Origin of the sequence: Nonomuraea gerenzanensis (assembly GCF_020215645.1) — a bacterium.
Lineage (GTDB): Bacteria > Actinomycetota > Actinomycetes > Streptosporangiales > Streptosporangiaceae > Nonomuraea > Nonomuraea gerenzanensis.
The window spans coordinates 7,188,572-7,211,223 of sequence record NZ_CP084058.1 but is presented as its reverse complement, the minus strand read 5'-3'; the positions used below and the strand labels follow the sequence as shown (position 1 = coordinate 7,211,223).

At 73.3% G+C, this 22,652-nt stretch carries 23 protein-coding genes; 12 read left to right on the top strand and 11 right to left on the bottom strand.

The window, feature by feature from the left end; all coding sequences use genetic code 11:
* Positions 1-65: 65 nt before the first annotated feature.
* The 8 genes from LCN96_RS33655 to paaA all read right to left on the bottom strand — a co-directional run bounded on the left by LCN96_RS33655 (position 66) and on the right by paaA (position 7,090).
* Positions 66-914, bottom strand: coding sequence for a 3-hydroxyacyl-CoA dehydrogenase family protein (locus tag LCN96_RS33655; protein ID WP_225266456.1), 849 nt, complete (start codon positions 912-914; stop codon positions 66-68).
* Entirely contained in the window at positions 911-1,759 is an 849-nt protein-coding gene (locus tag LCN96_RS33650; protein ID WP_225266455.1) for an enoyl-CoA hydratase/isomerase family protein, read from the bottom strand. The genes LCN96_RS33655 and LCN96_RS33650 overlap by 4 nt, the downstream gene beginning before the upstream one ends.
* Positions 1,756-2,946 (bottom strand): thiolase family protein, encoded by a 1,191-nt coding sequence (locus tag LCN96_RS33645; RefSeq protein ID WP_225266454.1) that lies wholly within the window; start codon positions 2,944-2,946, stop codon positions 1,756-1,758. Before LCN96_RS33645 ends, LCN96_RS33650 begins: the two co-directional genes overlap by 4 nt.
* Positions 2,947-3,154: 208 nt before the next feature.
* Positions 3,155-4,237, bottom strand: coding sequence for a 1,2-phenylacetyl-CoA epoxidase subunit PaaE (gene paaE / locus LCN96_RS33640; protein ID WP_225266453.1), 1,083 nt, complete (start codon positions 4,235-4,237; stop codon positions 3,155-3,157).
* Between the two features lie 3 nt (positions 4,238-4,240).
* Positions 4,241-4,747 carry a 1,2-phenylacetyl-CoA epoxidase subunit PaaD gene (paaD, locus tag LCN96_RS33635; protein ID WP_225276115.1) on the bottom strand — a complete coding sequence of 169 codons (507 nt, stop codon included), beginning with the start codon at positions 4,745-4,747 and terminating at the stop codon, positions 4,241-4,243.
* Between the two features lie 107 nt (positions 4,748-4,854).
* The gene (paaC, locus tag LCN96_RS33630; RefSeq protein WP_225266452.1) at positions 4,855-5,772 is read right to left on the bottom strand and encodes a 1,2-phenylacetyl-CoA epoxidase subunit PaaC; all 918 of its coding nucleotides are present in this window, start codon (positions 5,770-5,772) and stop codon (positions 4,855-4,857) included.
* A 17-nt stretch (positions 5,773-5,789) separates the two neighbouring features.
* Complete coding sequence (paaB, locus tag LCN96_RS33625; protein WP_225266451.1) at positions 5,790-6,083, bottom strand: 1,2-phenylacetyl-CoA epoxidase subunit PaaB; 294 nt, start codon at positions 6,081-6,083, stop codon at positions 5,790-5,792.
* On the bottom strand, positions 6,080-7,090 hold the full coding sequence (paaA, locus tag LCN96_RS33620) for a 1,2-phenylacetyl-CoA epoxidase subunit PaaA (protein WP_225266450.1): 1,011 nt from the start codon (positions 7,088-7,090) through the stop codon (positions 6,080-6,082). The genes paaB and paaA overlap by 4 nt, the downstream gene beginning before the upstream one ends.
* Before the next feature lie 104 nt (positions 7,091-7,194).
* On the opposite strand from paaA, the gene paaZ reads away from it, so the two are divergent.
* Together paaZ and LCN96_RS33610 are read left to right on the top strand one after the other, a co-directional pair.
* Positions 7,195-9,234 carry a phenylacetic acid degradation bifunctional protein PaaZ gene (paaZ, locus tag LCN96_RS33615; RefSeq protein ID WP_225266449.1) on the top strand — a complete coding sequence of 680 codons (2,040 nt, stop codon included), beginning with the start codon at positions 7,195-7,197 and terminating at the stop codon, positions 9,232-9,234.
* Between the two features lie 8 nt (positions 9,235-9,242).
* Positions 9,243-10,046: an enoyl-CoA hydratase/isomerase family protein gene (locus LCN96_RS33610; protein WP_225266448.1), complete on the top strand. Its 804-nt coding sequence runs from the start codon at positions 9,243-9,245 to the stop codon at positions 10,044-10,046.
* 77 nt (positions 10,047-10,123) lie between these two features.
* Here LCN96_RS33610 and LCN96_RS33605 read toward each other — a convergent pair whose 3' ends face one another.
* The gene (locus LCN96_RS33605; RefSeq protein WP_225266447.1) at positions 10,124-11,044 is read right to left on the bottom strand and encodes a LysR family transcriptional regulator; all 921 of its coding nucleotides are present in this window, start codon (positions 11,042-11,044) and stop codon (positions 10,124-10,126) included.
* Between the two features lie 87 nt (positions 11,045-11,131).
* Between LCN96_RS33605 and LCN96_RS33600 the strand changes: the two genes are divergently transcribed.
* Genes LCN96_RS33600 through LCN96_RS33570 form a run of 7 tightly spaced genes read left to right on the top strand, consistent with a single transcriptional unit; the run spans position 11,132 to position 17,753 of the window.
* Complete coding sequence (locus LCN96_RS33600; protein ID WP_225266446.1) at positions 11,132-12,091, top strand: fumarylacetoacetate hydrolase family protein; 960 nt, start codon at positions 11,132-11,134, stop codon at positions 12,089-12,091.
* Positions 12,081-13,019 carry a cyclase family protein gene (locus tag LCN96_RS33595; RefSeq protein WP_225266445.1) on the top strand — a complete coding sequence of 313 codons (939 nt, stop codon included), beginning with the start codon at positions 12,081-12,083 and terminating at the stop codon, positions 13,017-13,019. Before LCN96_RS33600 ends, LCN96_RS33595 begins: the two co-directional genes overlap by 11 nt.
* 7 nt (positions 13,020-13,026) lie before the next feature.
* Positions 13,027-14,139 (top strand): FAD-dependent oxidoreductase, encoded by a 1,113-nt coding sequence (locus LCN96_RS33590; RefSeq protein ID WP_225266444.1) that lies wholly within the window; start codon positions 13,027-13,029, stop codon positions 14,137-14,139.
* A complete protein-coding gene (locus LCN96_RS33585; protein ID WP_225266443.1) occupies positions 14,136-15,119 on the top strand; it encodes an amidohydrolase family protein in 984 nt (327 codons plus the stop codon). The genes LCN96_RS33590 and LCN96_RS33585 overlap by 4 nt, the downstream gene beginning before the upstream one ends.
* Positions 15,116-16,048 (top strand): VOC family protein, encoded by a 933-nt coding sequence (locus LCN96_RS33580; protein WP_225266442.1) that lies wholly within the window; start codon positions 15,116-15,118, stop codon positions 16,046-16,048. Before LCN96_RS33585 ends, LCN96_RS33580 begins: the two co-directional genes overlap by 4 nt.
* A gap of 11 nt (positions 16,049-16,059) precedes the next feature.
* Positions 16,060-16,989 (top strand): fumarylacetoacetate hydrolase family protein, encoded by a 930-nt coding sequence (locus LCN96_RS33575; protein ID WP_225266441.1) that lies wholly within the window; start codon positions 16,060-16,062, stop codon positions 16,987-16,989.
* A complete protein-coding gene (locus tag LCN96_RS33570; protein WP_225266440.1) occupies positions 16,986-17,753 on the top strand; it encodes an SDR family NAD(P)-dependent oxidoreductase in 768 nt (255 codons plus the stop codon). The genes LCN96_RS33575 and LCN96_RS33570 overlap by 4 nt, the downstream gene beginning before the upstream one ends.
* On the opposite strand, the gene LCN96_RS33565 is transcribed toward LCN96_RS33570, so the two are convergent.
* Positions 17,750-18,622 (bottom strand): M23 family metallopeptidase, encoded by an 873-nt coding sequence (locus LCN96_RS33565; RefSeq protein ID WP_225266439.1) that lies wholly within the window; start codon positions 18,620-18,622, stop codon positions 17,750-17,752. The two genes, LCN96_RS33570 and LCN96_RS33565, sit on opposite strands and share 4 nt — an antisense overlap.
* A gap of 202 nt (positions 18,623-18,824) precedes the next feature.
* Here LCN96_RS33565 and sigJ point away from each other — a divergent pair, with 202 nt between their 5' ends.
* The gene (gene sigJ, locus LCN96_RS33560; RefSeq protein ID WP_225266438.1) at positions 18,825-19,694 is read left to right on the top strand and encodes an RNA polymerase sigma factor SigJ; all 870 of its coding nucleotides are present in this window, start codon (positions 18,825-18,827) and stop codon (positions 19,692-19,694) included.
* Between the two features lie 33 nt (positions 19,695-19,727).
* Positions 19,728-20,543 (top strand): alpha/beta fold hydrolase, encoded by an 816-nt coding sequence (locus tag LCN96_RS33555; protein ID WP_225266437.1) that lies wholly within the window; start codon positions 19,728-19,730, stop codon positions 20,541-20,543.
* Positions 20,544-20,590: 47 nt separating this feature from the next.
* Here LCN96_RS33555 and LCN96_RS33550 read toward each other — a convergent pair whose 3' ends face one another.
* Positions 20,591-21,148 (bottom strand): TetR/AcrR family transcriptional regulator, encoded by a 558-nt coding sequence (locus LCN96_RS33550; RefSeq protein ID WP_225266436.1) that lies wholly within the window; start codon positions 21,146-21,148, stop codon positions 20,591-20,593.
* 81 nt (positions 21,149-21,229) lie between these two features.
* Here LCN96_RS33550 and LCN96_RS33545 point away from each other — a divergent pair, with 81 nt between their 5' ends.
* Positions 21,230-21,976: an SDR family NAD(P)-dependent oxidoreductase gene (locus tag LCN96_RS33545; protein WP_225276114.1), complete on the top strand. Its 747-nt coding sequence runs from the start codon at positions 21,230-21,232 to the stop codon at positions 21,974-21,976.
* The last annotated feature ends 676 nt before the right edge of the window (positions 21,977-22,652 follow it).

The following is a 22,652-nucleotide window of genomic DNA, read 5'->3' as shown; positions in this document are numbered from 1 at the left end:
TCACGGCCGGCACGCGACCCCCAGTCGGGACGGTCGCGCCCGGAGACGCAACCTGAGCCTGCGCCTTACCAGGTGTAGAAGCCCTGCCCCGTCTTGCGTCCCAGATGTCCGGCGGCGACGAGGTCGCGCAGGATGCGCGGTGGCTCGAAGCGCGGCCCGAGCTCGCGGGCCAGATGCTCGGCGATGGCCAGCCGCACGTCCAGGCCGACGAGGTCGGTGGTGCGCAGCGGCCCGAGGGGGTGGCGGTAGCCGAGCGTCATGGCCGTGTCGATGTCGGCCGCGCTCGCGACCCCCTCCTCCAGCATCCGCATCGCCTCCAGCGCCAGGCACACCCCCAACCGGCTGCTGGCGAACCCGGGCGAGTCGGCCACCGTGATCGGCGTCTTGCCCAGCGCCGCCACCCATCCCTGGGCCCGCGTCACCAGCTCGGGCTCCGTCCGGGGCGCGACGACGATCTCCACCAGGTCGCTCACCGGGACGGGGTTGAAGAAGTGCAGCCCGAGGAAGCGCTCCGGGGCCGCCAGCCCGGCGGCGAGCCCGGCCAGGGACAGGCTGCTGGTGTTGGTGGCCAGCACGGCGCCGGGAGCCTGCTTCTCGGCGAGCGCGAGCACCTCGGCCTTCAGCGCCGGGTCCTCCGGAACCGCCTCGATCACCAGCTCGCAGCCGGCCAGCCCGGCGGGGTCGGCGGCGGCCCGCAGCCGGGACGAGGCGGCCTCGGCGGATTCGCCGAGCGTGCCCTTGGCGGCGGCCTTGGCCAGGCTGTCGCCGACGCGGGCACGCGCGGCGGCGGCCGTCTCGGCGGAGCTCTCCACGATCACCACATGGCCGCCCGCGACGAGGAACGCGTGCGCGATGCCGGCCCCCATCCGCCCGCCGCCGACGACTCCCACGGTGCTGGGCAGGTCAGCGTTCATCGATGGCCCTCTTTCCTGTTGCGCCGGTCCAGAAACGCCGTCATGCGCGCGTGCTTCTCCTCGGTCTCGAACAGCACCGCCTGCGCCACGTCGTCCACGAACGGGTGCGCGTCGCGCGGGGCGTGGAAGACGGCCTTCATCAGCCGGGTCGCCAGCGGCGCCTGCGCCGCGATCCGGTCGGCCAGCAGGTGGCCGGTGGCGAGCAGGTCGCCCGGCTGCACGACCTCGTTGAGCAGGTGCACGGACTGCGCCTCCTCCGCCGTCAGTACGCGGCCCGCGAGCAGGATCTCCTTGGCCAGCGGCTCCCCGACCAGCTCCGCGAGCCGCCAGGCGGCGCCGGCCGCGGCCAGGATGCCGAGCCCGGTCTCGGGGTTGCCGAGGCGGGTGCGCGGGGTGCCGATGCGGAAGTCGCAGGCGTAGGCCAGCTCGGCGCCGCCGCCCAGGGCGTAGCCGTCGAGCAGGCCGATGGTGGGCATCGGCAGCTTGTGGATGCGGTCGAAGATCTTGGAGTTGATGCCGCGCAGGGCGTCGTCGCGGCCGCGTTCGCGGAGCTGGGCGATGTCCGCGCCGGCGGCGAACGTGCCGCCCTCGCCGATGATCAGGACGACCTTGGGGTCTGCTTCGACGGTGGCGCAGGCGTCGTGCAGGGCGCGTACCAGGTCGCGGTCGATCGCGTTGCGGACCTCCGGGCGGTTGAGCCGCCACACGACCCGGTCCGCGCCCTCCTCGACGAGCAGACTCGGCCCGCCGCCCGTGGCCGGTCCGCCGCCCGAGGGCTGCCCGCCGTCCGTGGCCGGTCCGCCGTCCGTGGCCGGTCCGCCGTTCGGTTCCCGCTCGCCGCTCATGGCCGCTCCACCAGCAGCGCGCTGCCCTGGCCGACGCCGACGCACAGGGTCGCCAGCCCGCGACGGCCGCCCGTGCGTTCCAGGCGGCCGAGCAGCGTGACCAGGATGCGGGCACCGGAGGCGCCGAGCGGGTGGCCGAGGGCGATCGCGCCGCCGTCGGCGTTGACCCGTTGGGGGTCGAGCCCGAGGTCACGGACGCAGGCCAGCGATTGGGCGGCGAACGCCTCGTTGAGCTCCACGGCGTCGAGGTCGGCCACGTCCCAGCCGGCGCGTTCGAGGGCCTTGCGGGTCGCGGGCACGGGGCCGATCCCCATGATCTCGGGCGGGACCCCGACGTGCGCGGCGGCCACGAGCCGGGCGCGCGGCGTCAGGCCGTGCCGCTCCAGGAAGCGCTCGCTCACCACGACGACGGCTGCGGCGCCGTCGTTGAGAGAGCTGGAGTTGCCCGCGGTGATGACGCCGCCCGGGCCGTGGATCGGACGCAGGCGGGCCAGCCGCTCCATGCTGGTGTCCGCCCGCGGCCCCTCGTCGACCTCGACCAGCTCCCCGGTTGCTCCCTTGCTGACCGGCACAGGCACGATCTCCTCGGCGAACCGGCCGTCCTTGGCCGCCGCCACCGCCCGCTGGTGCGAGCGGAGCGCGAACGTGTCCAGATCCTCCCGCGTCAGCCCCCACCGCTCGGCGACGGTCTCGGCGGTCTGCGGCATGGAGGCGGTCGTGGCGGCGTCGAAGCGCGGGTTGGTGAACCGCCAGCCGATGGAGGTGTCGAAGGCCGCGCCCGGCTTGGCGAACGCCTTGGCCGGCTTCTCCATCACCCACGGTGCCCGCGTCATCGACTCCACCCCGCCCGCGACGACGACGTCGGCGTCCCCGGCGGCGATGAGGGCGCGTGCGGTGGTGACCGCGGTGAGGCCGGAGGCGCAGAGCCGGTTGACGGTGAAGCCGGGCACCGAGTCGGGCAGGCCCGCGAGGAGGGCGGCCATGCGGGCGACGTTGCGGTTGTCCTCGCCCGCCTGGTTGGCCGCCCCCAGCACCACCTCGTCCACCAGGTCGGGGGCGATCCCGGCACGGGCGACGGCCTCCCGCACGACGAGGGCGGCCAGGTCGTCGGGGCGGACATGGGCGAGCGCGCCGCCGTAACGGCCTATCGGCGTCCGCACGCCGGAGACGACGAAGGATTCGGGCACGTGCAACTCCTGTGAACGGTGAACGGCGGTCGGTGGTCGGTGGTCGGTGATTGGCGCGGTGGCCGGTGAGCGGTGCGGTGGTCAGAGAGCGGTGGTCAGTGAGCGGTGGTCAGTGAGCGGTGGTCAGTGAGCGGTGGTCAGTGAGCGGTGGTCAGTGAGCGGTGGTCAGTGAGCGGTGCGGTGGTCGCAGGGCGGGCGTGAGGCGGGGTCAGGCGTCGTAGTCGACGGTCACCTGCTCCCCGACCGGATACGTCTGGCAGGTCAGCACGAACCCGGCGGCCACCTCCGCCGGTTCGAGCGCGTAGTTGCGGCGCATGTCCACCTCACCCTCCCGCACCACCGCCCGGCACGTCCCGCACACCCCGCCCTTGCACGCGAACGGCAGATCCCCCCGGTTGTTCTGGGCACCGTCGAGCAGCGTGGTCTCGCGGGAGACGGTGGCGGTCGTACGCAGGCCGTCCAGCACGGTGGTCAGCTCGGTGGTAGCGCCGGAGAGCTCACCCGCGGCGCGGCGGGGCGGCGGGGGAGGGGCGTCGGCGTAGAACAGCTCGACGTGCACCCGATCCGCGGGCACGCCCAGCTCGGCGAGCACCGCCCGCGCCTGCTCCACGAGCTGCAGCGGCCCGCACAGCCAGACGTGGTCGAACACCTCGACGGGCACGAGCCCGGTCAGCAGCCGGCGCAGCCGGTCGCCGTCGAGCCGCCCCGACAGCAGCTCGACGTCGCGCGGCTCCCTCGACAGCGCGTGCACGACCTGGAGCCGGGGACCGTAGCGGTTCTTCAGGTCGCCCAGCTCCTCGGCGAACATGACGGTGCGGCTGGTCCGGTTGCCGTACAGGAGCGAGACCTGCGCGCCGGGATGGGTGAGCACCGTGGAGGCGACCGACAACATCGGCGTGATGCCCGAGCCGGCGGCGACGCACAGGTGCCGCTCGCCCAGGGCGGGGTCCGCCTGCCAGGACCCGGTGGGCGGCTGGACCTCGATGCGGGTGCCTGGCCGCACCTCGTGCACGAGCCAGGAGGAGAACAGCCCGCCGGGGATCTCCCGGACGCCGATGCGCGGCGCCGCGCCGGCGGGGGCGCAGATCGAGTACGAGCGGCGGTGCTCGCGACCGTCGATGACGCGGCGCAGGGTGAGCGACTGGCCGGCCCGGAACGCGTACGCGTCGCGCAGCTCGTCCGGGACGGCGAACGTGATCGCGACGGCGTCCTCACACAGCCGGTCCACGGCCGCCACGGTCAGCGGGTGGAAGACGGCGGCCCTGGACGGGGCGGGCGCGAGCATGGTCATCGATCAGATCTCCTTGACGTGCTCGAACGGTTCGAGGCAGTCGGTGCAGCGGTAGAGGGCCTTGCAGGCGGTGGCGCCGAACTCCGAGGTCAGGCGGGTGGCCGCCGAGCCGCAGCGCGGGCAGGGCGGCGCCGGGCGGGGCGGGCCGAGCGTGAGCGGCACGGGCCCCTGCCGCTTGCGTACGGGGCCGGGCGCCGACAGCCCTTCGGCACGCAGGGCGGCGCGGCCCCGTTCGGAGATCCAGTCGCTGGACCAGGGCGGGTCGAGCACGATCCGCACCTCGACGCGGTCGAACCCGGCGTCGTTGAGCCGATGCACGAGGTCGTCGCGCATGGTCGCCATGGCGGGGCAGCCGGTGTAGGTCGGCGTGATCGAGGCGACGACGAGCTCGCCGTCCGCGTCCCGCTCCACCTCGACCCCGCGCAGCACGCCGAGGTCGGCGAGGGTGAGCATCGGCATCTCGGGATCCCGCACCTGCCCGGCCACCTCGGCCGCCCGGCGCCTGGCCACCCCGGCGTCGGCCGCCCGCCGCCTGACTGCCTTGGCGTCGGCCGCCCGCCGCCTGGGATCCGCCGGCTCCGGGTCGTGCGCCTGGGCGGTGGCGCGCCGGTCGCCGTTCACCAGCGCCCGCTCGGGTGTGCGCGGGCGACCACCTGCATCTCGGCCAGCAGGCGGCTGAAGCCCTCGGTGTGCAGCCCGTCGCGGCCGGTCCGCCCGCCGACGCCCGCCAGCGGCGCGCACTCCGGCCGCGGGACGCCGCTGACGGCGAGCACCTGGTCGAGTACGCCGTCCACCTCCTCGCGCAGGGACGCGGGATCCACCCCGACACCCGCCCCGGCCAGCGAACGTTCCAGCGGATGCGGGGCGACCAGCTCGGCCCGCAGCGGCCACAGGGCGTCGAGGGCGGCGAGCAGTCTGCGGTGCGACTCCTCGGTGCCGCGCGCCAGCGTCAGGAACCAGCGCCCGGCCCAGTCCCGGTGGTAGGCGACCTCCTTGACCCCCTTGGCCGCCACCGCCGCCAGCACCTGGTCCCGGCTCGTCCGCAGCCGCTCCAGCAGCGCCAGCCGGGCCGTGGAGAACAGCAGCAGCCGCACCACGACGTGCGCGAAGTCCCCGTTGGCCACCTCGGCGAGCCGCACGTTCCTGAACGCGTGATCGTCGCGGAAGAAGGCGAGCGCGTCCTCCGGCGGCACCGGCGAGCCCTCGGGCAGGGCGGGCACCACCCCTGGGTCGGCGGCGGCGGCCCTGGCCAGCAGCAGGCGGGCCTGCCCGAGCAGGTCGAGCGCCATGTTGGCCAGCGCGATGTCCTCCTCCAGGTCGGGCGCGCGGCTGCACCACTCCGACAGGCGCTGCGACATGATCAGGGCGTCGTCGCCGAGCATGAGGCAGTACGCGGCCAGCTCGGCGCCGTCCACGCCGGCGGGCGTCGTGGTGTCGACGCCGGCCAGCGGGTCCTCGAAGTCGGTGCCGAAGGCCCACTGGGAGGAGTCGCCGCCGAGCAGGCCGTCGAAGACGCTGCCGTGTTCGTCGCTCATGGTGATCGGTCCGCTCCTCACATGTGGGGGACGTCGTCGGGAATCTCGTAGAACGTCGGGTGCCGGTACACCTTGTCGCCGTTCGGCCCGAACAGCGGGTCCTTCTCGTCCGGGCTGGAGGCGGTGATGGCGTCGGCGCGCACGACCCAGATGCTGACGCCCTCGTTGCGGCGGGTGTAGACGTCGCGGGCGTGGCGCAGGGCCATCGTGTCGTCCGGGGCGTGCAACGAGCCGACGTGCACGTGGTTGAGCCCGCGCTTGCCGCGCACGAACACCTCGTAGAGCGGCCATTCCCGCCGGTCGGCGCTCATCGGACGGCCCCGGCCTCGTCGCGGGCGGCCTGCTCACGGGCGGCCTCGTCGCGGGCGGCGGTCTCGCGGGCGGCGGTCTCACGTTCGGCGAAGGCGGTGGCGGCCTCGCGTACCCAGGCGCCCTCCTCGTGCGCGGCCCTGCGGTGCGCCAGCCGCTGCGCGTTGCACGGCCCGTCACCCCGGATCACGGCGGCGAACTCCCGCCAGTCCGGCTCCCCGAAGTCGTAGTGCCCGCGCTCCTCGTTCCATCGCAGGTCAGGGTCGGGCAGCGTCACGCCGAGCGCCTCGGCCTGCGGGACGGTCATGTCCACGAACCTCTGCCGCAGCTCGTCGTTGGAGTTGCGCTTGATGCCCCACGCCATGGACCGCTCGCTGTTGGGCGACTGCGCGTCCGGCGGCCCGAACATCATCAGCACCGGCCACCAGAACCGGTCGACCGACTCCTGCACCATCGCCCGCTGCTCGTCGGTCCCGCGCATCATGGTCATGAGCAGCTCGTACCCCTGCCGCTGGTGGAACGACTCCTCCTTGCAGATGCGGATCATGGCCCGGCCGTACGGGCCGTAGGAGGTGCGGCAGAGCGGCACCTGGTTGCAGATCGCGGCCCCGTCCACGAGCCAGCCGATCGTGCCGACGTCGGCGTACGACAACGTGGGGTAGTTGAAGATCGAGGAATATTTCTGCCTGCCGGTGAGCAGCAACTCGGTCAGCTCGGCGCGGGAGACGCCCAGGGTCTCGCACGCGGAGTACAGATAGAGCCCGTGCCCTGCCTCGTCCTGCACCTTGGCCAGCAGGATCGCCTTGCGCCGCAGCGACGGCGCGCGGCCGATCCAGTTGCCTTCCGGCTGCATGCCGATGATCTCGGAGTGCGCGTGCTGGGCGATCTGGCGGACGAGCGTCTTGCGGTAGGCGTCCGGCATCCAGTCCCGGGGCTCGACCCGGTCGTGGCGGTCGATGGTCGCGTCGAACGCGGCCTGCAGGTCCGGCTCCGCCGGGGTCGTCGTCATCTTCCCTCCGAGACACATCAGTCTTATTTACTTATCGCTCGGTCAGTAATACCGTGACACGGGTCGGGGTCTTCGCGCAACAGGTCCCGGGGAAAGGAGACAGCGTGAGCGCGCTGCTGGAGAGCTACGCCGCCGGACGATGGTTCCGCGCGGCGGACGACGGTGAACCGCTGCTCGACGCCGCCACGGGCGAGGAGGTCGCGCGGATCTCCAGCCGGGGGCTGGACGTCGCGGCCATGGTCAGGCACGCCCGCGACACCGGCGGCCCGGCACTGCGAGCCCTGACCTTCCACGAGCGGGCGGCCCTGCTCAAGGCGCTGGCCAAGCACCTGCTGGAGCACAAGGAGGAGCTGTACGCGCTGTCCGCGCGCACCGGCGCCACCGCGCGCGACACGGCGGTCGACGTGGACGGCGGCATCGGCACCCTGTTCAGCTACGGCAGCAAGGGCGTCAGGGAGCTGCCGAACGACACGATCGTCCTCGACGGCGGCCTGGAGCGCCTGGGCAAGGGCGGCACGTTCGTCGGCCAGCACCTCTACACCTCCCGGCCGGGCGTAGCCGTCCAGATCAACGCCTTCAACTTCCCCGTCTGGGGCATGCTCGAGAAGCTCGCCCCCGCCTTCCTCGCCGGGCTGCCCACGATCGTCAAGCCCGCGAGCCAGACCGCGTACCTCACGGAGCTGGCCGTACGGCGGATCATCGAGTCGGGCCTGCTGCCCGAGGGCACGCTGCAACTCCTCGCCGGCTCGGCGGGCGGGCTGCTCGACGAGCTGACGACCCAGGACTCCGTGGCCTTCACCGGCTCCGCGCACACGGCCGGCATCCTGCGCCGCCACCCCGGCGTGCTCGACGAGGGCGTCGCGCTCAACGTCGAGGCCGACTCGCTCAACTGCTCCATCCTCGGCCCTGACGTGCGGCCCGACGATCCGGAGTTCGACCTGTTCGTCAAGGGCGTCGTCACCGAGATGACGGTCAAGGCCGGGCAGAAGTGCACGGCCATCCGCCGGGTGCTGGTGCCCACGGGGATGGCCGGGCAGGTGGTCGACGCGCTCGCCGACCGCCTCGGCAAGGTGAGCGTCGGCGACCCGCGCAACCCCGACGTGCGGATGGGCCCGCTGGCCAGCCTCGGCCAGCGCGAGGAGGTACGCAAGGCCGTCGAGGCGCTGATGACCAGCGCCGAGGTCGTCTTCGGCGACCCCAAGGGCGCGGGCCTGCTCGACGGCGACCCCGAGCGCGGCGCGTTCGTGACCCCGCTCGTCCTGCGCGCACGGCCGGGCGCGGTCGAGCCGCACGACGTGGAGCCGTTCGGGCCGGTGAGCACCGTGATCGGCTACGACGGCCTGGACGAGGCCGTCGCGCTGGCCGCCAGGGGCAAGGGCAGCCTCGTGGCCTCCGTCGCCACCCACGACCCCGGCGTCGCCCGCTCCGTCGTGCTCGGGCTGGCGCCCTGGCACGGCCGCGTCCTCGTCCTCGACCGGGACGACGCCAAGGAGTCCACCGGCCACGGCTCCCCGCTGCCGGTCCTCGTGCACGGGGGCCCCGGGCGGGCGGGCGGCGGCGAGGAGCTCGGCGGCGTCCGCGGAGTCCTGCACCACATGCAGCGCACCGCCGTCCAGGCCGCACCCGACCAGCTCACCGCCATCACCGGACGGTGGACGACGGGCGCCGCCCGCGCCGACACGGGCGTGCATCCGTTCCGCAAGTCGCTGGCGGAGCTGCGGATCGGCGACACGATCGCGTCCGCGTCACGCACGGTGTCGCTCGCCGACATCGACCACTTCGCCGAGTTCACCGGCGACACGTTCTACGCGCACACCGACCCCGAGGCCGCCGCCCGCAACCCGCTGTTCGGCGGCATCGTCGCGCACGGCTACCTGGTCGTGTCGCTGGCCGCCGGATTGTTCGTCGATCCCGCGCCCGGGCCCGTGCTGGCCAACTTCGGCGTCGACTCCCTGCGCTTCCTCACCCCGGTCAAGGCCGGCGACACCATCGCCGTGACGCTGACCGTCAAGCAGATCACCCCGCGCAGCAACGCCGACTACGGCGAGGTCCGCTGGGACGCCGTGGTGACCAACCAGGAGGGCCGGCCGGTCGCCACGTACGACGTGCTCACGCTGGTCGCCAAGACGTGGGACGAGCGGTGAGCGGCCCCATGGACGGGCCCGTGGAGGGCGCCGCGGTCCTCGTCGAGCGCGACGGCGCCGTGGCCGTGGTGACGCTGAACCGTCCCGAGCGCCGCAACGCGCTGGACGGTAAGACCAAGGCGGAGCTGCGCGGCGCGCTGGAGGACGTCGCGGCCGACGCGGCCGTCAGGGCCGTGCTGCTGACCGGGGCGGGCGGCGCGTTCTGCGCGGGGCAGGACCTGGCCGAGCACGCGGCGGCGCTGCGCGAGGACGCCGCGCACGCGTTCGACACCGTCGAGCAGGACTACGCGCCCGTCGTCCGGCTGCTCGCCACGATGGACAAGCCGGTCGTCGCGGGCGTCAACGGCACCTGCGTGGGCGCGGGGCTGGCGCTCGCGCTGGCCTGCGACCTGCGCGTGTTCGCCGAGGACGCCGTCCTCGGCACGGCGTTCAGCGCGATCGGGCTGACCTGCGACTCCGGGTTGTCGGCGACGCTCACCCGGTCGGTCGGCGAGGCGCGGGCCAGGGAGCTCGTCCTGCTGGCGGAGCCGTTCAACGCGCAGCAGGCGGTCGCGTGGGGGATCTCCGGGCGGGTGGTGCCGCGTGACGAAGTGGGCGCGGCGGGGCGGGCGCTGGCGGCCCGGCTCGCGGCGGGGCCGACCGCCGCCTACGCGGAGTCCAAGCGGCTGATCGCGGCGGCGTGGGGGCGGCCGCTCGACGCGACGCTGGCGGCCGAGGGGCAGGCTCAGGCGCGCCTCGGGCTGACGGCCGACCACGCGGGGGCGGTGGAGGCGTTCCTCGCCAAACGCAAGCCTGCCTTCGAGGGCCACTGACGCGGGGCGGCGGCGCGCTCGGCGCGGCATGCGCGGGGCGCGCCCGCCGCGCAGCGGCGCCTCGCCGAGCCTCGTGGTCATGCGCCCGGCAGGTCGCCCAGCTCGGCCGCCACGCGGGCGGCCGTCTCCCGTAGCCAGCTGTGCGCCGCGTCGTGGGTGTGCACCGGGTGCCACCACAGCGCCTCCTGCAACGGCACCGCCTCGAAGGGACACGGCAGCGTCCGTACGGGAGCCAGCCCGCGCAGCAGCTCGGCCAGCCGCCGCTGCACGAGCGCGACCCGCCGGGTGCCCGCCACCAGCGCCGGCAGGAGCTGGAAGCTCTGCACCGACACCTCCACGCGCGGCTCCAGCCCGAGCATGGTGAGCTGCCGGGTGACGGGCGCGTCGAAGGTGCGCTGGTAGACCACCCACGGCAGGCGGGCCAGGTCGTCCATGGTGACGTCGCCGGGATGCTCGTCCGACACCAGGCACACCCACTCGTCGCGGTACAGCTCGACCGCCGGCATGCCGGAGATCACCCCGTGCGGCATGAGCATGCCGTCCACCCCGGAAAGCAGGGCCTCCGGGTTCTCCACGAGGTCGCGCGGTACGTGCCGGAAGTGCAGCCGCACCCCTGGCGCCTCCTCGTGCAGGACGCGGGCCAGCCGCGCGCCGAAGACGGCGATCGCGTAGTCGGAGGAGAGCAGCGTGAAGTCGCGCCGCTCGACGCCGGGCCGGAAGTCGGCGCGGCTGGTGAACAGCCGTTCCAGCACCGCGCAGGCGTTGGCGACGGGCGCGCGCAGGGCGGTGCCGAGCGGGGTCAGCTCGTACCGGTTGCCCTGCCTGACCAGCAGCTCGTCGGAGAAGTGGCGGCGCAGCCTGGCCAGCGCGGCGCTCATCGCGGGCTGGCTCAGCCCGACGCGCTGGCCCGCCCTGGTGACGTTGCGCTCCTCCAGCAGGGCACGCAGGGCGACCGCGAGGTTGAGGTCGAGGTTGGCGAGGTTCACGTGCCTATCCATGTAGTGGATGGTAGGGATTCAAAGAATCGATTTCCCAGATTCCTCCGGATGGCTCAAGGTTAAGGCACCGCATCCGGAGGAAACCTCGTGGAAACATCCCCGTCTCTCGCCGGCCCGTTCGTGCTCGGCACCTTCTCGGCCGGTCCCGGCCCCGCCTTTCCCGGTCTCGTCGCCGGCGACCGGGTGCTCGACCTGAGCGCCCACGGCCCCAGCACCCGCGCGCTGCTGGAGCGCTGGGACGACGTCCTGCCCCTGCTGCACGACGCCGCGACGGCGCCGGGGGAGTGGCTGCCGCTGGCGGAGCTGCGCGTGCACGCCCCGGTCGAGCCGCGCCAGATCCTGCAGTCCGGCGCCAACTACCGCACCCACGTCATCGACCTGGCCGTGGCGCACGAGCCCACCGGCGGCCGTCCCGCCGAGCAGGTGCGGGCCGAGGTCGCGGCGATGATGGACCGGCGGGCGGCTGAGGACCAGCCGTACGTGTTCATCGGGCTGCCGTCCTCGGTCACCGGCCCGTACGACGACGTGGTGCTCCCGTCGTGGTGCACGAAGCCGGACTGGGAGCTGGAGCTGGCCGCCGTCATCGGCCGCCCGGCGTTCCGGATCGATCCGGAGCAGGCTCTCGAACACGTCGCGGCCTACACGATCGCCAACGACGTCACCGCCCGCGAGCTGGTCTTCCGCCGCGACATGCCGGAGATCGGCGCCGACTGGCTGCGCGCCAAGAACGCGCCCACCTTCACCCCGCTGGGCCCGTACCTGGTGCCGGCCGCCTTCGTCGGCGACCCGGGCGAGCTGCAGGTGACGCTCAAGCTGAACGGCGAGGTCATGCAGGACGAGTCCACCAAGGACATGATCTTCGACGTGGCGCGGCTGGTGTCCTACGTGTCCCAGACCGTCGAGCTGCTGCCCGGCGACCTGGTGCTGACCGGCAGCCCGGCGGGCAACGGCCTGCACCACGGCCGCCTGCTGCGCGACGGGGACGTCATGGAGGGCACGATCACCGGCCTCGGCACCCAGCGGAACAGGTGCCGCGATGAACGCTGAGCAGGCCATCGCCGAGGCCGCCGCCGCGTACTCCAACTGGGGCCGCTGGGGCGAGGACGACGTGCTCGGCACCGTGAACTTCATCGACGAGGCCACCAGAGCCGCCGCCGCCCGCCTGGTCCGGCGCGGCGCGTCGTTCTCGCTCTCCCAGAGCTTCGACACCGACGGCCCGCAGCAGGGCTGGCGGCGCCGTACCAACCCGGTGCACACCATGACCGACACCGGCCTGGACGCCGTACACGGGAACCAGGGCTTCCCGCACGGCTTCGGCGGCGCGGACGACGTGATCGCCATGCCGCTGCAGTGCTCCACCCAGTGGGACGGCCTGGGCCACATCTTCGACCACGGCCGGGCGTGGAACGGCCGGCCCGCCGACAAGGTCGTCACCAGCGAGGGCGACCAGGTCACCGGCATCGAGCACCTGGCCGCCCCGGTGGCGGGCCGCGGCGTGCTGCTGGACGTGGCGGCGGTGTACGGGGAGCTGCCGGACGGCTTCGCCATCACCGAGGAGCACCTGACCGCCACCGCCGAGGCGCACGGCGTCCGGGTCGGGCGCGGCGACCTGGTGTGCGTGCGGACCGGCCGCCTCGCCAGGGCCAGGCGCGAGGGCTGGGGCGACTACGCGGGCGGCCCCGCGCCCGGCCTGTCGTTCTGGAGCGCGGGCTGGCTGCACCGCAGCGAGATCGCCGCCATCGCCACCGACACGTGGGGCTTCGAGGTGCGGCCGAACGAGTTCGAGAACGCGTTCCAGCCCCTGCACCAGGTCGTCATCCCGCACCTCGGCCTGCTCGTCGGCGAGATGTGGGACCTGGACGCGCTCGCCGCCGACTGCGCCGCCGACGGTGTGTACGAGTTCTTCCTCACCGCCCCGCCGCTGCCGGTCACCGGCGCGGTCGGATCCCCCGTCAACCCCCTGGCCATCAAGTGAGGCGATCATGCCCGCAGTAGAGAACGTCCTGATCGTCGGCGCCGGCACCGCCGGCTCCGCCCTGGCCATCCTGCTCGCCCGCGCCGGCGTCGCCGTGGAGATCGCGGAGATCGAGCCGGGCCCGGCCACGCTCGGCTCGGGCATCACGCTGCAGGGCAACGCGCTGCGGGTGCTGCGCGACCTCGGCGTGTGGGAGCAGGTCAGCGCGGCCGGGTTCGCGTTCGACACGCTCGGGCTGCGCACCCCCGACGGCGGCCTGCTCGCCGAGGTCCCCGACGCCCGCACCGGCGGCCCCGACCTGCCCGCCACCCTGGGCATGAACCGCCCGGACCTGGCGGCCATCCTGGCCGCCGCCGTGCGCGACGCCGGAGCGCACGTCAGGTACGGCCTGACGGTGGACGCCGTGTCGGACGGCGGCGAGGTGCGGTTCTCCGACGGCACCACCGGGCGCCACGACCTGGTGGTGGGCGCCGACGGCATCCGCTCGCAGGTCCGCCGCCTGATCGGCGTCGAGGCCGTACCCGAGCCGGTCGGCATGGGCATCTGGCGCATCCACACCCGCCGCCCCAAGGACGTCGAGCGCACCGACCTGGTCTACGGCGGCCCCTGCTTCATCGCCGGCTACTGCCCGACCAGCGCCGAGACCATGTACGCGTACCTGGTCGAGCAGGCCAGGCCGAGGGAGGCCGTCGGCGACAAGGCCGCGCACATGCGGGCGCTGGCCGAAGGGTACGGCGGCGCCTGGGACGAGATCCGCGCCGACATCACCGACCCGGCCCGGATCAACTACACCTGGTTCGAGTCGCTGCTCGTGCCGCGCCCGTGGAACCGCGGCCGCACCGTCCTGATCGGCGACGCCGCCCACGCCTGCCCGCCCACCCTGGCCCAGGGCGCCGCCCAGTGCCTGGAGGACGCCGCCGTCCTGGCCGAGCTGCTGCTCTCCGCCGACCGGCTCGACCAGGACCTGTTCGAGGCGTTCATGGACCGCCGTCACGACCGGGTGAAGGCCGTGGTCGAGGCGTCGGTGCGGCTCGCCCGCTGGCAGCTCGACGGCGTGCGGGACGCGGACGTGCCCGGCCTGATGGGCACGATCGCGGCGATGGTGAGCGAGCGCCCATGATCACCGTTGACGTGCACGCGCACGTCCTGCTGCCGGAGATCGAGCGGGCGGTGGCGGGGCGTCCCGGCCACGACGCGCACCGGGAGCTGGACGCCCGCCGCAACGGGCCCGAGGCGCTGGCCGTGTCGGGCGCGATGATCGGCGAGCGGATCGGCCTGCTCACCCGGGTCGGCGACCGGCTGGCGGCGATGGCCGCGGCGGGCGTGGACGTGCAGGTCGTCTCGCCGTCGCCGTCCCACTACCACTACTGGGCCGATCCCGCCCTGGCGCGCACGGTGTGGCGGCTGGCGAACGAGGGCGTGGCCGCCCACTGCGGCTCCGACCGGCTCCAGGGACTCGGGCTGGCCCCGCTCCAGCATCCTGACCTGCTGACCGAGGCCCTCGACCACGCGCTCGGCCTGGGGCTGAAGGGCGTGGAGATCTCCTCGCACGCCCCCGGCCGGGAGCTGTCCGACCCGGCCTACGAGTCCTTCTGGGCGCACGCCGCCGAGACGGGCGCGGTCGTGTTCCTGCACCCCTTCGGCTGCACCCTGGACGAGCGCCTGGACCGCTGGTACCTGTCCAACCTCGTCGGCCAGCCCGTCGAGAACGCCGTCGCGCTGTCCCACCTGATCTTCTCCGGCGTCCTGGACCGGCATCCCGGGCTCAAGCTGCTGGCCGCGCACGGCGGCGGCTACCTGCCGTACTACCTGGGCCGCGCCGACCACGGCTGGCGGGTGCGGCCCGACGCCCGCGGCTGCGCCCGCGAGCCCAGCAGCTACCTGCGCGACCTGCACTTCGACTCCCTCACCCACGACCCGGCAGCCCTGCGCGAGCTGGTCCGCGTCGCCGGGCCCGAGCGGGTGCTGCTCGGCTCGGACTTCCCCTTCGACCTGGGCGACCCCGACCCGCTCGCGGCCCTGCGCGCGGCCGGGCTCTCGGACACCTCCATCCGTGGCGGCAACGCCGTCCGGCTGTTCGACCTGAAGGATCCTTCATGAGACTCATCACGCACCTGCGGCACGTGGACCTGGCCGTGCCCGACTACGACAAGCAGCGCGACTTCTACGCCGGTGTCTGGGGGCTGACCGAGGTCGCGGGCGACTCCGGCCTCAGTTTCCTGGCCGCCGAGGGCTCGCCGGAGCAGTACGTCGTCCGGCTGCGCAAGGCGGAGGAGAAGCGGCTCGACCTGGTCTCCTTCGGCGCCGCCACCCCCGCCGACGTGGACGCGCTGGCCGAGCGGCTGCGCGCCGCCGAGGTCCGGCTGATCTCCGAGCCGGGCAAGCTGGACACCCCCGGCGGCGGCTACGGCTTCCGCTTCTTCGACCTCGACGGCCGTACCGTGGAGATCTCCGCCGACGTCGCCGTCCGCAAGCACCGCAAGCTGGAGGCCAAGGAGTCGGTCCCGGTCCGCCTGTCGCACGTGGTGCTCAACGCGCCCGACATCGACGCCACCCGCGTCTGGTACGAGACCCACCTCGGCTTCGCCCTGTCCGACACCCTCGCCCACCCCCGCATGGGCCAGGTCATGCACTTCATGCGCTGCAACCCGCAGCACCACAGCATGGCCATCGCCCGCGGCCCGCACGCCAGCCTGCACCACATCAGCTTCGAGCTGCGCGGCCTCGACGAGTACATGTACGGCACGGGACGCCTGCTGCGCGCCGGGGTCCGCATGATCTGGGGGCCCGGCCGCCACCTGGCCGGCGACAACACGTTCTCCTACTTCCTGGACCCGCACGGCAACACCATCGAGTACACCACCGAGCTGGAGGAGCTCGACGAGGACGCCTGGCACCCGCACGTCTACGACTTCTCCGAGCCCGAGGTCACCGATCAGTGGGGCACCGCGAACCCGATGAACGAGCTGGTGGCCAAGGAGTCCTTCAACGACGTCGACCGCGGCGTGTTCGTCGCCCCGCCGGTCTAGGGGCCGCTTCGATGAGGATCGCTACCTACACCCACGAGGGCCGCACCCGCTGCGGCCTCGTGGACGGCGACACGATCAGGCCGCTGCCCGACGGGATCGGCCCGCTCAACGTGCCAGGAGACGTGCGGACGGGCGAGCCGGTCCCGCTGGCGCAGGTGCGGCTGCTGCCGCCCGTCCAGCCGTCGTCGGTCCGCGACTACGTCACGTTCGAGGAGCACGTCGAAGGCGTGCGCAGGAGCGTGGAGGGGCGCGGCGGCGTCCCCGACGCCTGGTACGACGCCCCGACGTTCTACTTCGGCAACCCGCACGCCATGATCGGCGCGCACGACGACGTGCCGATCCCGCCCGGCTGCCACGCCTTCGACTTCGAGCTGGAGGTCGCCGCGATCATCGGGAAGGAGGGCGCCGACCTCACCCCGGAGCAGGCCCGCGACCACATCTACGGCTACACCGTCTTCAACGACTGGTCGGCCCGCGACTTGCAGTCCCGCGAGATGCAGGTCGGCCTGGGCCCGTGCAAGGGCAAGGACACCGCCACCACCCTGGGCCCCTGGCTGGTGACGGCGGACGAGCTGGAGCCGTACCGGGACGCCGACGGCTTCCTGCGTCTGGCGCTCACCGTCAGCGTCAACGGCACGGAGATCGGCCGCGACCTGCTGTCCAACATGGGCTGGCCGTTCGAGGAGCTCGTCGCCTACGCCTCGCGCGGCACCCGCGTCCGCCCCGGCGACGTGCTCGGCTCCGGCACCTGCGGCAACGGCGGCTGCCTCGCCGAGCTGTGGGGGCTGCGCGGCCGGCAGGACCCGCCGCCGCTCAAGCCGGGCGACGTGGTCGAGATCACCGTCGAGGGCATCGGCACCGTCCGCAACACCGTCGTCGCCGGCGCGGACCCGCTGCCGCTGCCCAAGGCGCGTCCCCGTCCCCGGCAGCGTCCGGCATGAGCCGCGTGCGAGGCAAGGTCGTCGTGGTGACCGGCGCCGCCGGCGGCCAGGGCGCGGCGGCGGCCGTCGCCCTGGCGCGCGAGGGCGCCCACGTCATCGCCACCGACCTCACCCCACCAGCCCTGGACGGAGGCGCCGCTGGGGACGACGGTCGCATCACCGCCCGCCGCCTGGACGTCACCGACGCCTCCTCCTGGGCGGACCTGGCCACCTGGCTGCGCGCCACACACGGCCAGGTCCACGGCCTGGTCAACAACGCCGGCATCACCTGGCGCGCCCGCCTGGCCGAGGTGACCGGGCCCGACCTGGCCCGCGTGCACGCCGTCAACCTCACCGGCCCGCTGCTCGGCATCCAGCACCTGACCCCGCTCATGGGCCCAGGGGCGTCCATCGTCAACATCGGCTCCGCGGCGGCGCTCACCGCGCACCACCCCGTCGCCTACACCACCAGCAAATGGGCCCTGCGTGGCCTGTCCGCCGCCGCGAGCCTGGAGCTGGGCCCGCGCGGCATCCGCGTCAACACCATCCATCCGGGCTTCATCGACACCCCGATGACCGCCTCCGCCCCGGACGCCTTCCGCACGGCCAACCTCGCGCAGACGCCACTGGGCCGGTCCGGCACGGTGGACGACGTGGCCCCGCTGGTGGTCTTCCTCATCTCGGACGAGTCCTCGTACATCACCGGCGCCGAGATCCCGGTGGACGGCGGCTACACGGCCCACCGGGGCGCCAAACCGGTCTCGGACGCGATGCGCGGCGCCTAACCGCAGTGCTCGAAGGGGCTGGTGTACGAGCTGCTCCCGATCGACCCGCCCCACTTGACGCACTGCCCGGCGGCCGACCGCACGACAGGCCCCGCGTAGTAGCTGAAGCTGCCCGAATTCGTCGCCCTGCTCTCGCCCTGCGGTTCGAGGAAGGCCGACATCGACGACGGCGTTCCGACGTTCGTCGTCTTCAGTGTCGCGACGCAGTTGTTCCCGTTCCCGGAGTTGTAGAGCAGGTACGTACGGCCACCGCTGAGCGCGGCCGAGTCGATGACGGCGTAGCCGCTGCCGCAGACCTCTTCGGGCGTGTACGGGTTGCCACCGCACGAGTTGGTGCTGGTGATGGCCTTCTTCTGCCCCAGGGCCACGGTCACGCCGTCCACCGTGGGGCTGGTGTCCACCCCTCCGCTGGAGGTCCGCTGCTCGTAGTGCAGGTGCGGGGCGCTGGAGCCGCCCGTGGAGCCGACCGTACCGATCACGGTGCCCTGGCCGACGCTCATCGAGCCGCCGGCCGCCCGCGCCATGGTGGCGAGGTGGGCGTAGCGGGTTCTGGTGCCGTCGCCGTGCCGGATCTCGATCCACTTGCCGTAGCTGGTGTTGCCGGCGTCGTAGAAGTACGCGGTGCCGGCGGCGGTGGCGCGTACGGTCTCGCCGTTGATGTCGTCGCTGCCGTAGTCCTGCCAGTCGATCGAACCGGAAGGGCTGTGGTCGGGGTACCAGTTGTTGGCGTTGAACGTCTTTCCGCAGTTGAACGGGCTCTTGTGCGTGGTGGCCAGGGCCTCGACGGGGTCCGCTGAGGCGGGCTGGGGGAACAGCGCCGCCACCAGGGCGAAGGCCAGGGGCAGCACGGGCTTTCCGATCTTGGGCATGCTCACCTCGTGAATCAGGGATCAAGGGGTGGAGGGGGTACGGTCGAACGCCCGATCGCGTCGCCCCGGAGGAGGGGCGGCTTGATCGTGAAGATATCCTCGAAAGTTCTCTTCATCAATCCCTGTTGACGTGAAAGTTTCCGGCCCCGGCGGTGGCCGGTGGACGACGTCACAGGGCAGCAGGCTTCGTCGTCTAACAGGTATGCACACCGCCCACGAGTTCGAGCGGTACCGGCCGCACCTCACCGAGGTCGCCTACCGCATGCTCGGCACGCTGGCCGATGCCGAGGACGCCGTCCAGGAGGCGTACCTGCGCTTCACCCGGGCGCGGGGGAGCGACCTGCGGGACGTGCGGGCCTGGCTCACCACGGTGGTCGCCCGCATCTGCCTGGACGAGCTGGGCTCCGCCAGGGCCAGGCGCGAGAGCTACGTCGGGCAGTGGCTGCCCGAGCCGCTCGTCGGCGTCCTGCCGGAGCCCGGCCCGGAGGACCGGGTGACCCTGGACGAGTCGGTCAGCATGGCGGTGCTCGTCCTGCTCGAGTCGCTCAGCCCGGCGGAGCGGACGGCGTTCGTGCTGCGCGAGGTCTTCGGCCTGTCCTACCCGGAGGTCGCCCGGACGGTGGGCCGCAGCGAGGTGGCCTGCCGCCAGCTCGTGGCCAGGGCCAAGGGCCATCTCCGTGCCCGCGCCCCGCGCTTCACCCCCGACCGCGGGCAGCACGCCGACGCGGTGGAGGCGTTCTCGAACGCGTGCTTCCACGGCGGCGTCGAGGACCTGGTGCGTGTGCTGGACCCGCAGGTCGTGCTGCGCTCGGACGGCGGCGGCCTGGTGCCAGGGGTGGCGCGCCGCCCCGTCACCGGCGCGCTGAACGTGGCGCGGCTGCTGCTCGGCGTCGCGGCCAGGCACGCCGTCACGCCGAGACCGAGCCTGGTCAACGGCTCGGCGGGGCTGGTGTTCGAGGCGGACGGGGCGGTCGTCGGGGTGATGGGGTTCACCGTGGCCGGTGACCTGATCACCGAGATCGACTTCGTGGTCAACCCCGACAAACTCCGCCGGATCCCCCGCAACCACTGAAGAGCCACAGGCTCTGGAGAGGAGAGAGGGCACATGTCGTCACTCGCGTACACCCGTCAAGGCGCCGGCCCGCCCCTGGTGCTGCTGCACGGCCTCGGCTCCATGCGCGACTCCTGGAACCCCGTCATCCCCCTGCTGGCCGAACGCTTCGACGTCGTGGCCGTGGACCTGCCGGGCTTCGGTGACTCCGAGCCGCTGCCGCCCCGCATCGAGCCGTTGCCGGCGGCCCTGGCGGCGATCGTGGCGGACTTCCTGCAAGGTCTCGGCATCACCTCCGCGCACCTCGCCGGCCACTCGCTCGGCGGCTGGATGGCACTGGAGCTGGCCGCCATCCACCCGGCCGCCTCCCTGACCCTGGTGTCACCGGCGGGGCTGTGGCGCGGCACCACGCCGCTCTACCAGCGCATCAGCCTGCGCCTGATCCGCTGGGGCACCGAGCACGCCACCGGCCCGCTGTGCCGCCTGGTCAACCACCGCCTGGGACGCGTCCTCGTCCTCGGCCAGACCCACGCCCGCTCCACCCAGGTCACCCCCGCCCAGGCCCGCGCCGGCATCGTGGCCATGGGCCGCTGCCCCGGCTTCACCGCCACCTACAAGGCCACCGCCAGGCGCCGCTACCTCGCGGGGGCGCCGCTCACCGTCCCGACGACCGTCGCCTTCGGCTCCCGCGACCTGCTGCTCCTGCCCGGCATCGCCCGCCACCTGGACGAACTCCCGCCCCGCGCCTACGTCGGGTCGTTGCCGGGATGTGGTCATGTGTGCATGTCCGACGACCCCGCCGCAGTCGCCGCGCTCATCACCGACTCCGCCTTGGAACGTGCCAAATACGACGACCGAACCTGCGGCTGACCCAGTCCGGTTGACGAAGGCGCCTGCGCCGTCATGTGCTCCACGCTTCAGCGCTCGATCCCGTGCCGCAGCAACTCCCAGATCCGCCCAGCCGTCTCCGTACGCTCGGCAGCCGGAACCTCCGCGAGCATCAGCGCCATCATGCCGACGGCCAGCACTAGATCACCCGTCGTCACCGAGCCGCGCACGCGCCCAGCACGCTGAGCCTCGGCGAGCCCGGCCGCCAGCAGTCGCGCCAGGCGCTCGCGGATCGCGAGAATGCGGGGGTCGGGCTGCGGCGGCATGGTGACCAGCCGCACGAACGTGGTCGAGGCGATGGCCTGCTCGGTGACCAGGGCCAGCACCTCCTCCAGGGTCGTGCCGGGCTCGGCCGCCAGCGCCTCCAGCTCGCCGATGCTGTCTTCGAAGACGGCCAGGGCGAGGCTGAGGCGATCGGGGAAGTGGCGGTAGAGGCTGCCCTGCCCGACCCCGGCCGCCCGGGCGACATCGGTGAGCGAGGCGTCGTAGCCGGTGGTCGCAAACGCCTCGCGGGCCGCCGCGATGAGCGCCGCCCGGTTGTGCGCTGCGGCTTTGGGGCCTCGGTTGGGTCGACGGGCGGCGGTCACAACGGTTATGGTACCGACCGGACGATCCAGTCCGGTTGGCCCGGGAGCGGCTCAGCCCGATCGAAAGGACGATCCTTGACCATGACCTTCGACGACCGCGTCGCCCTCGTGACGGGTGCGGGCTCCGGCATCGGCAGGGCGATGGCCGTCGCGTTCGCCAAGGCGGGCGCCCGCGTCGTGGCCTGTGACGTCAACGAGGACAACGCCCGCGAGACCGCCTCGGCCATCGGGGACCAGGCCGTGGCCGTCGCCGCCGACATCAGCGCCGAGCCCTCGGTGGCCGCGCTGGTCGAAACGGCGATCAGCACGTACGGGCGGATCGACGTGCTGTGCAACAACGCCGGGATCATGGACACCATGGCCCTGCCCGCCGACATCCCCCTGGAGCTGTGGGAACGCGTCCTGCGCGTCAACCTGACCGGCACCTTCCTGGTCACCCACGCGGTCCTGCCGCACATGCTGCGCCAGGGTGGCGGCGCCATCGTCAACACCGCCTCCGAGGCCGGCATCCGCGGCGGCGCGGCCGGCGCCGCCTACACCGCCTCCAAGCACGGCGTCGTCGGCCTGACCAAGAGCGTCGCCTGGGCCTACGCCAAGGACGGCATCCGCTGCAACGCCATCCTGCCCGGCCCCACGATGACCAACATCGCCGACGGCACCTCCTTCGACCCGACCGGCGCCGCCCGCCTCGGCCCGGTGCTCGCCCTCGGGGAGCGGCTGGCCCAGCCCGAGCAGATGGCCGACGCCGCCCTGTTCCTCGCCTCGGACGCGGCCTCGTTCATCAACGGCGCCATCGTGCCGGTGGACGGCGGCTGGTCGGCGGCCTGAGAAGCACAGCCCGTACCGCCGACCTCCGCCCCTGGTCGCCGCCGGCCGTCAGCCGCACCCACCCCCGCCACCATCGCCCCCGCCGGAACCCCCGCTGTCACCCCCCGAGTAACTACTGCTGTCACTGCCACCCCACCCCGTCCCGCCACCGAAGACGGTGCCGTGGTGGTGATGGTGGCGACGCCCGGACACCCGCCGCTTGGACGGCCGGCTGGTCAGCGAGGCGAACATGCTCACGGCGATGACCACGACAGCGATCACGAAGAACACCGCCAAGACAGTTGAGAACGTCACAGAATCATCCCCCCGGATAGTCCTGAATCCCGCTTTCACTGTCACGCTAGACGCGCCCCCCGCCCCAGAAGGGGTTTTGATCCTTCTGCTGGCGCCCGCCGCAGAAGGCGTGCCCACCAGAGCAACCCGGCCGAGCACAGGCACCCGGCGACGAACCACGCCGGCGAGATGGGCGCACCGCTCCTGAGCCCCATGAAGTCCCCCGCCGGCCGGTTGAAGTACCCGAGCGTGGTCTCGACAGGGCGCCCAGCAGCACCAGCACGAGCACGTTCTGCCAGGTGAGCGAGACGTCCTCGGCCTCGTGGAACATGGTCGGCCGCCACAGGAGCCCGGGATCACCGCCGACGACTGCCAGCACGGCGGCCACGCCGTCGCAGCGCGA

Bases quoted from the DNA above. Each gene is read 5' to 3' on its own strand.
- LCN96_RS33655 (WP_225266456.1), bottom strand. From the start codon at position 914: ATGAACGCTGACCTGCCCAGCACCGTGGGAGTCGTCGGCGGCGGGCGG.
- LCN96_RS33650 (WP_225266455.1), bottom strand. From the start codon at position 1,759: ATGAGCGGCGAGCGGGAACCGAACGGCGGACCGGCCACGGACGGCGGA.
- paaE (WP_225266453.1), bottom strand. From the start codon at position 4,237: ATGACCATGCTCGCGCCCGCCCCGTCCAGGGCCGCCGTCTTCCACCCG.
- paaC (WP_225266452.1), bottom strand. From the start codon at position 5,772: ATGAGCGACGAACACGGCAGCGTCTTCGACGGCCTGCTCGGCGGCGAC.
- paaB (WP_225266451.1), bottom strand. From the start codon at position 6,083: ATGAGCGCCGACCGGCGGGAATGGCCGCTCTACGAGGTGTTCGTGCGC.
- paaA (WP_225266450.1), bottom strand. From the start codon at position 7,090: ATGACGACGACCCCGGCGGAGCCGGACCTGCAGGCCGCGTTCGACGCG.
- LCN96_RS33610 (WP_225266448.1), top strand. From the start codon at position 9,243: ATGGACGGGCCCGTGGAGGGCGCCGCGGTCCTCGTCGAGCGCGACGGC.
- LCN96_RS33605 (WP_225266447.1), bottom strand. From the start codon at position 11,044: ATGGATAGGCACGTGAACCTCGCCAACCTCGACCTCAACCTCGCGGTC.
- LCN96_RS33595 (WP_225266445.1), top strand. From the start codon at position 12,081: ATGAACGCTGAGCAGGCCATCGCCGAGGCCGCCGCCGCGTACTCCAAC.
- LCN96_RS33590 (WP_225266444.1), top strand. From the start codon at position 13,027: ATGCCCGCAGTAGAGAACGTCCTGATCGTCGGCGCCGGCACCGCCGGC.
- LCN96_RS33585 (WP_225266443.1), top strand. From the start codon at position 14,136: ATGATCACCGTTGACGTGCACGCGCACGTCCTGCTGCCGGAGATCGAG.
- LCN96_RS33580 (WP_225266442.1), top strand. From the start codon at position 15,116: ATGAGACTCATCACGCACCTGCGGCACGTGGACCTGGCCGTGCCCGAC.
- LCN96_RS33575 (WP_225266441.1), top strand. From the start codon at position 16,060: ATGAGGATCGCTACCTACACCCACGAGGGCCGCACCCGCTGCGGCCTC.
- LCN96_RS33570 (WP_225266440.1), top strand. From the start codon at position 16,986: ATGAGCCGCGTGCGAGGCAAGGTCGTCGTGGTGACCGGCGCCGCCGGC.
- LCN96_RS33565 (WP_225266439.1), bottom strand. From the start codon at position 18,622: ATGCCCAAGATCGGAAAGCCCGTGCTGCCCCTGGCCTTCGCCCTGGTG.
- sigJ (WP_225266438.1), top strand. From the start codon at position 18,825: ATGCACACCGCCCACGAGTTCGAGCGGTACCGGCCGCACCTCACCGAG.
- LCN96_RS33555 (WP_225266437.1), top strand. From the start codon at position 19,728: ATGTCGTCACTCGCGTACACCCGTCAAGGCGCCGGCCCGCCCCTGGTG.
- LCN96_RS33545 (WP_225276114.1), top strand. From the start codon at position 21,230: ATGACCTTCGACGACCGCGTCGCCCTCGTGACGGGTGCGGGCTCCGGC.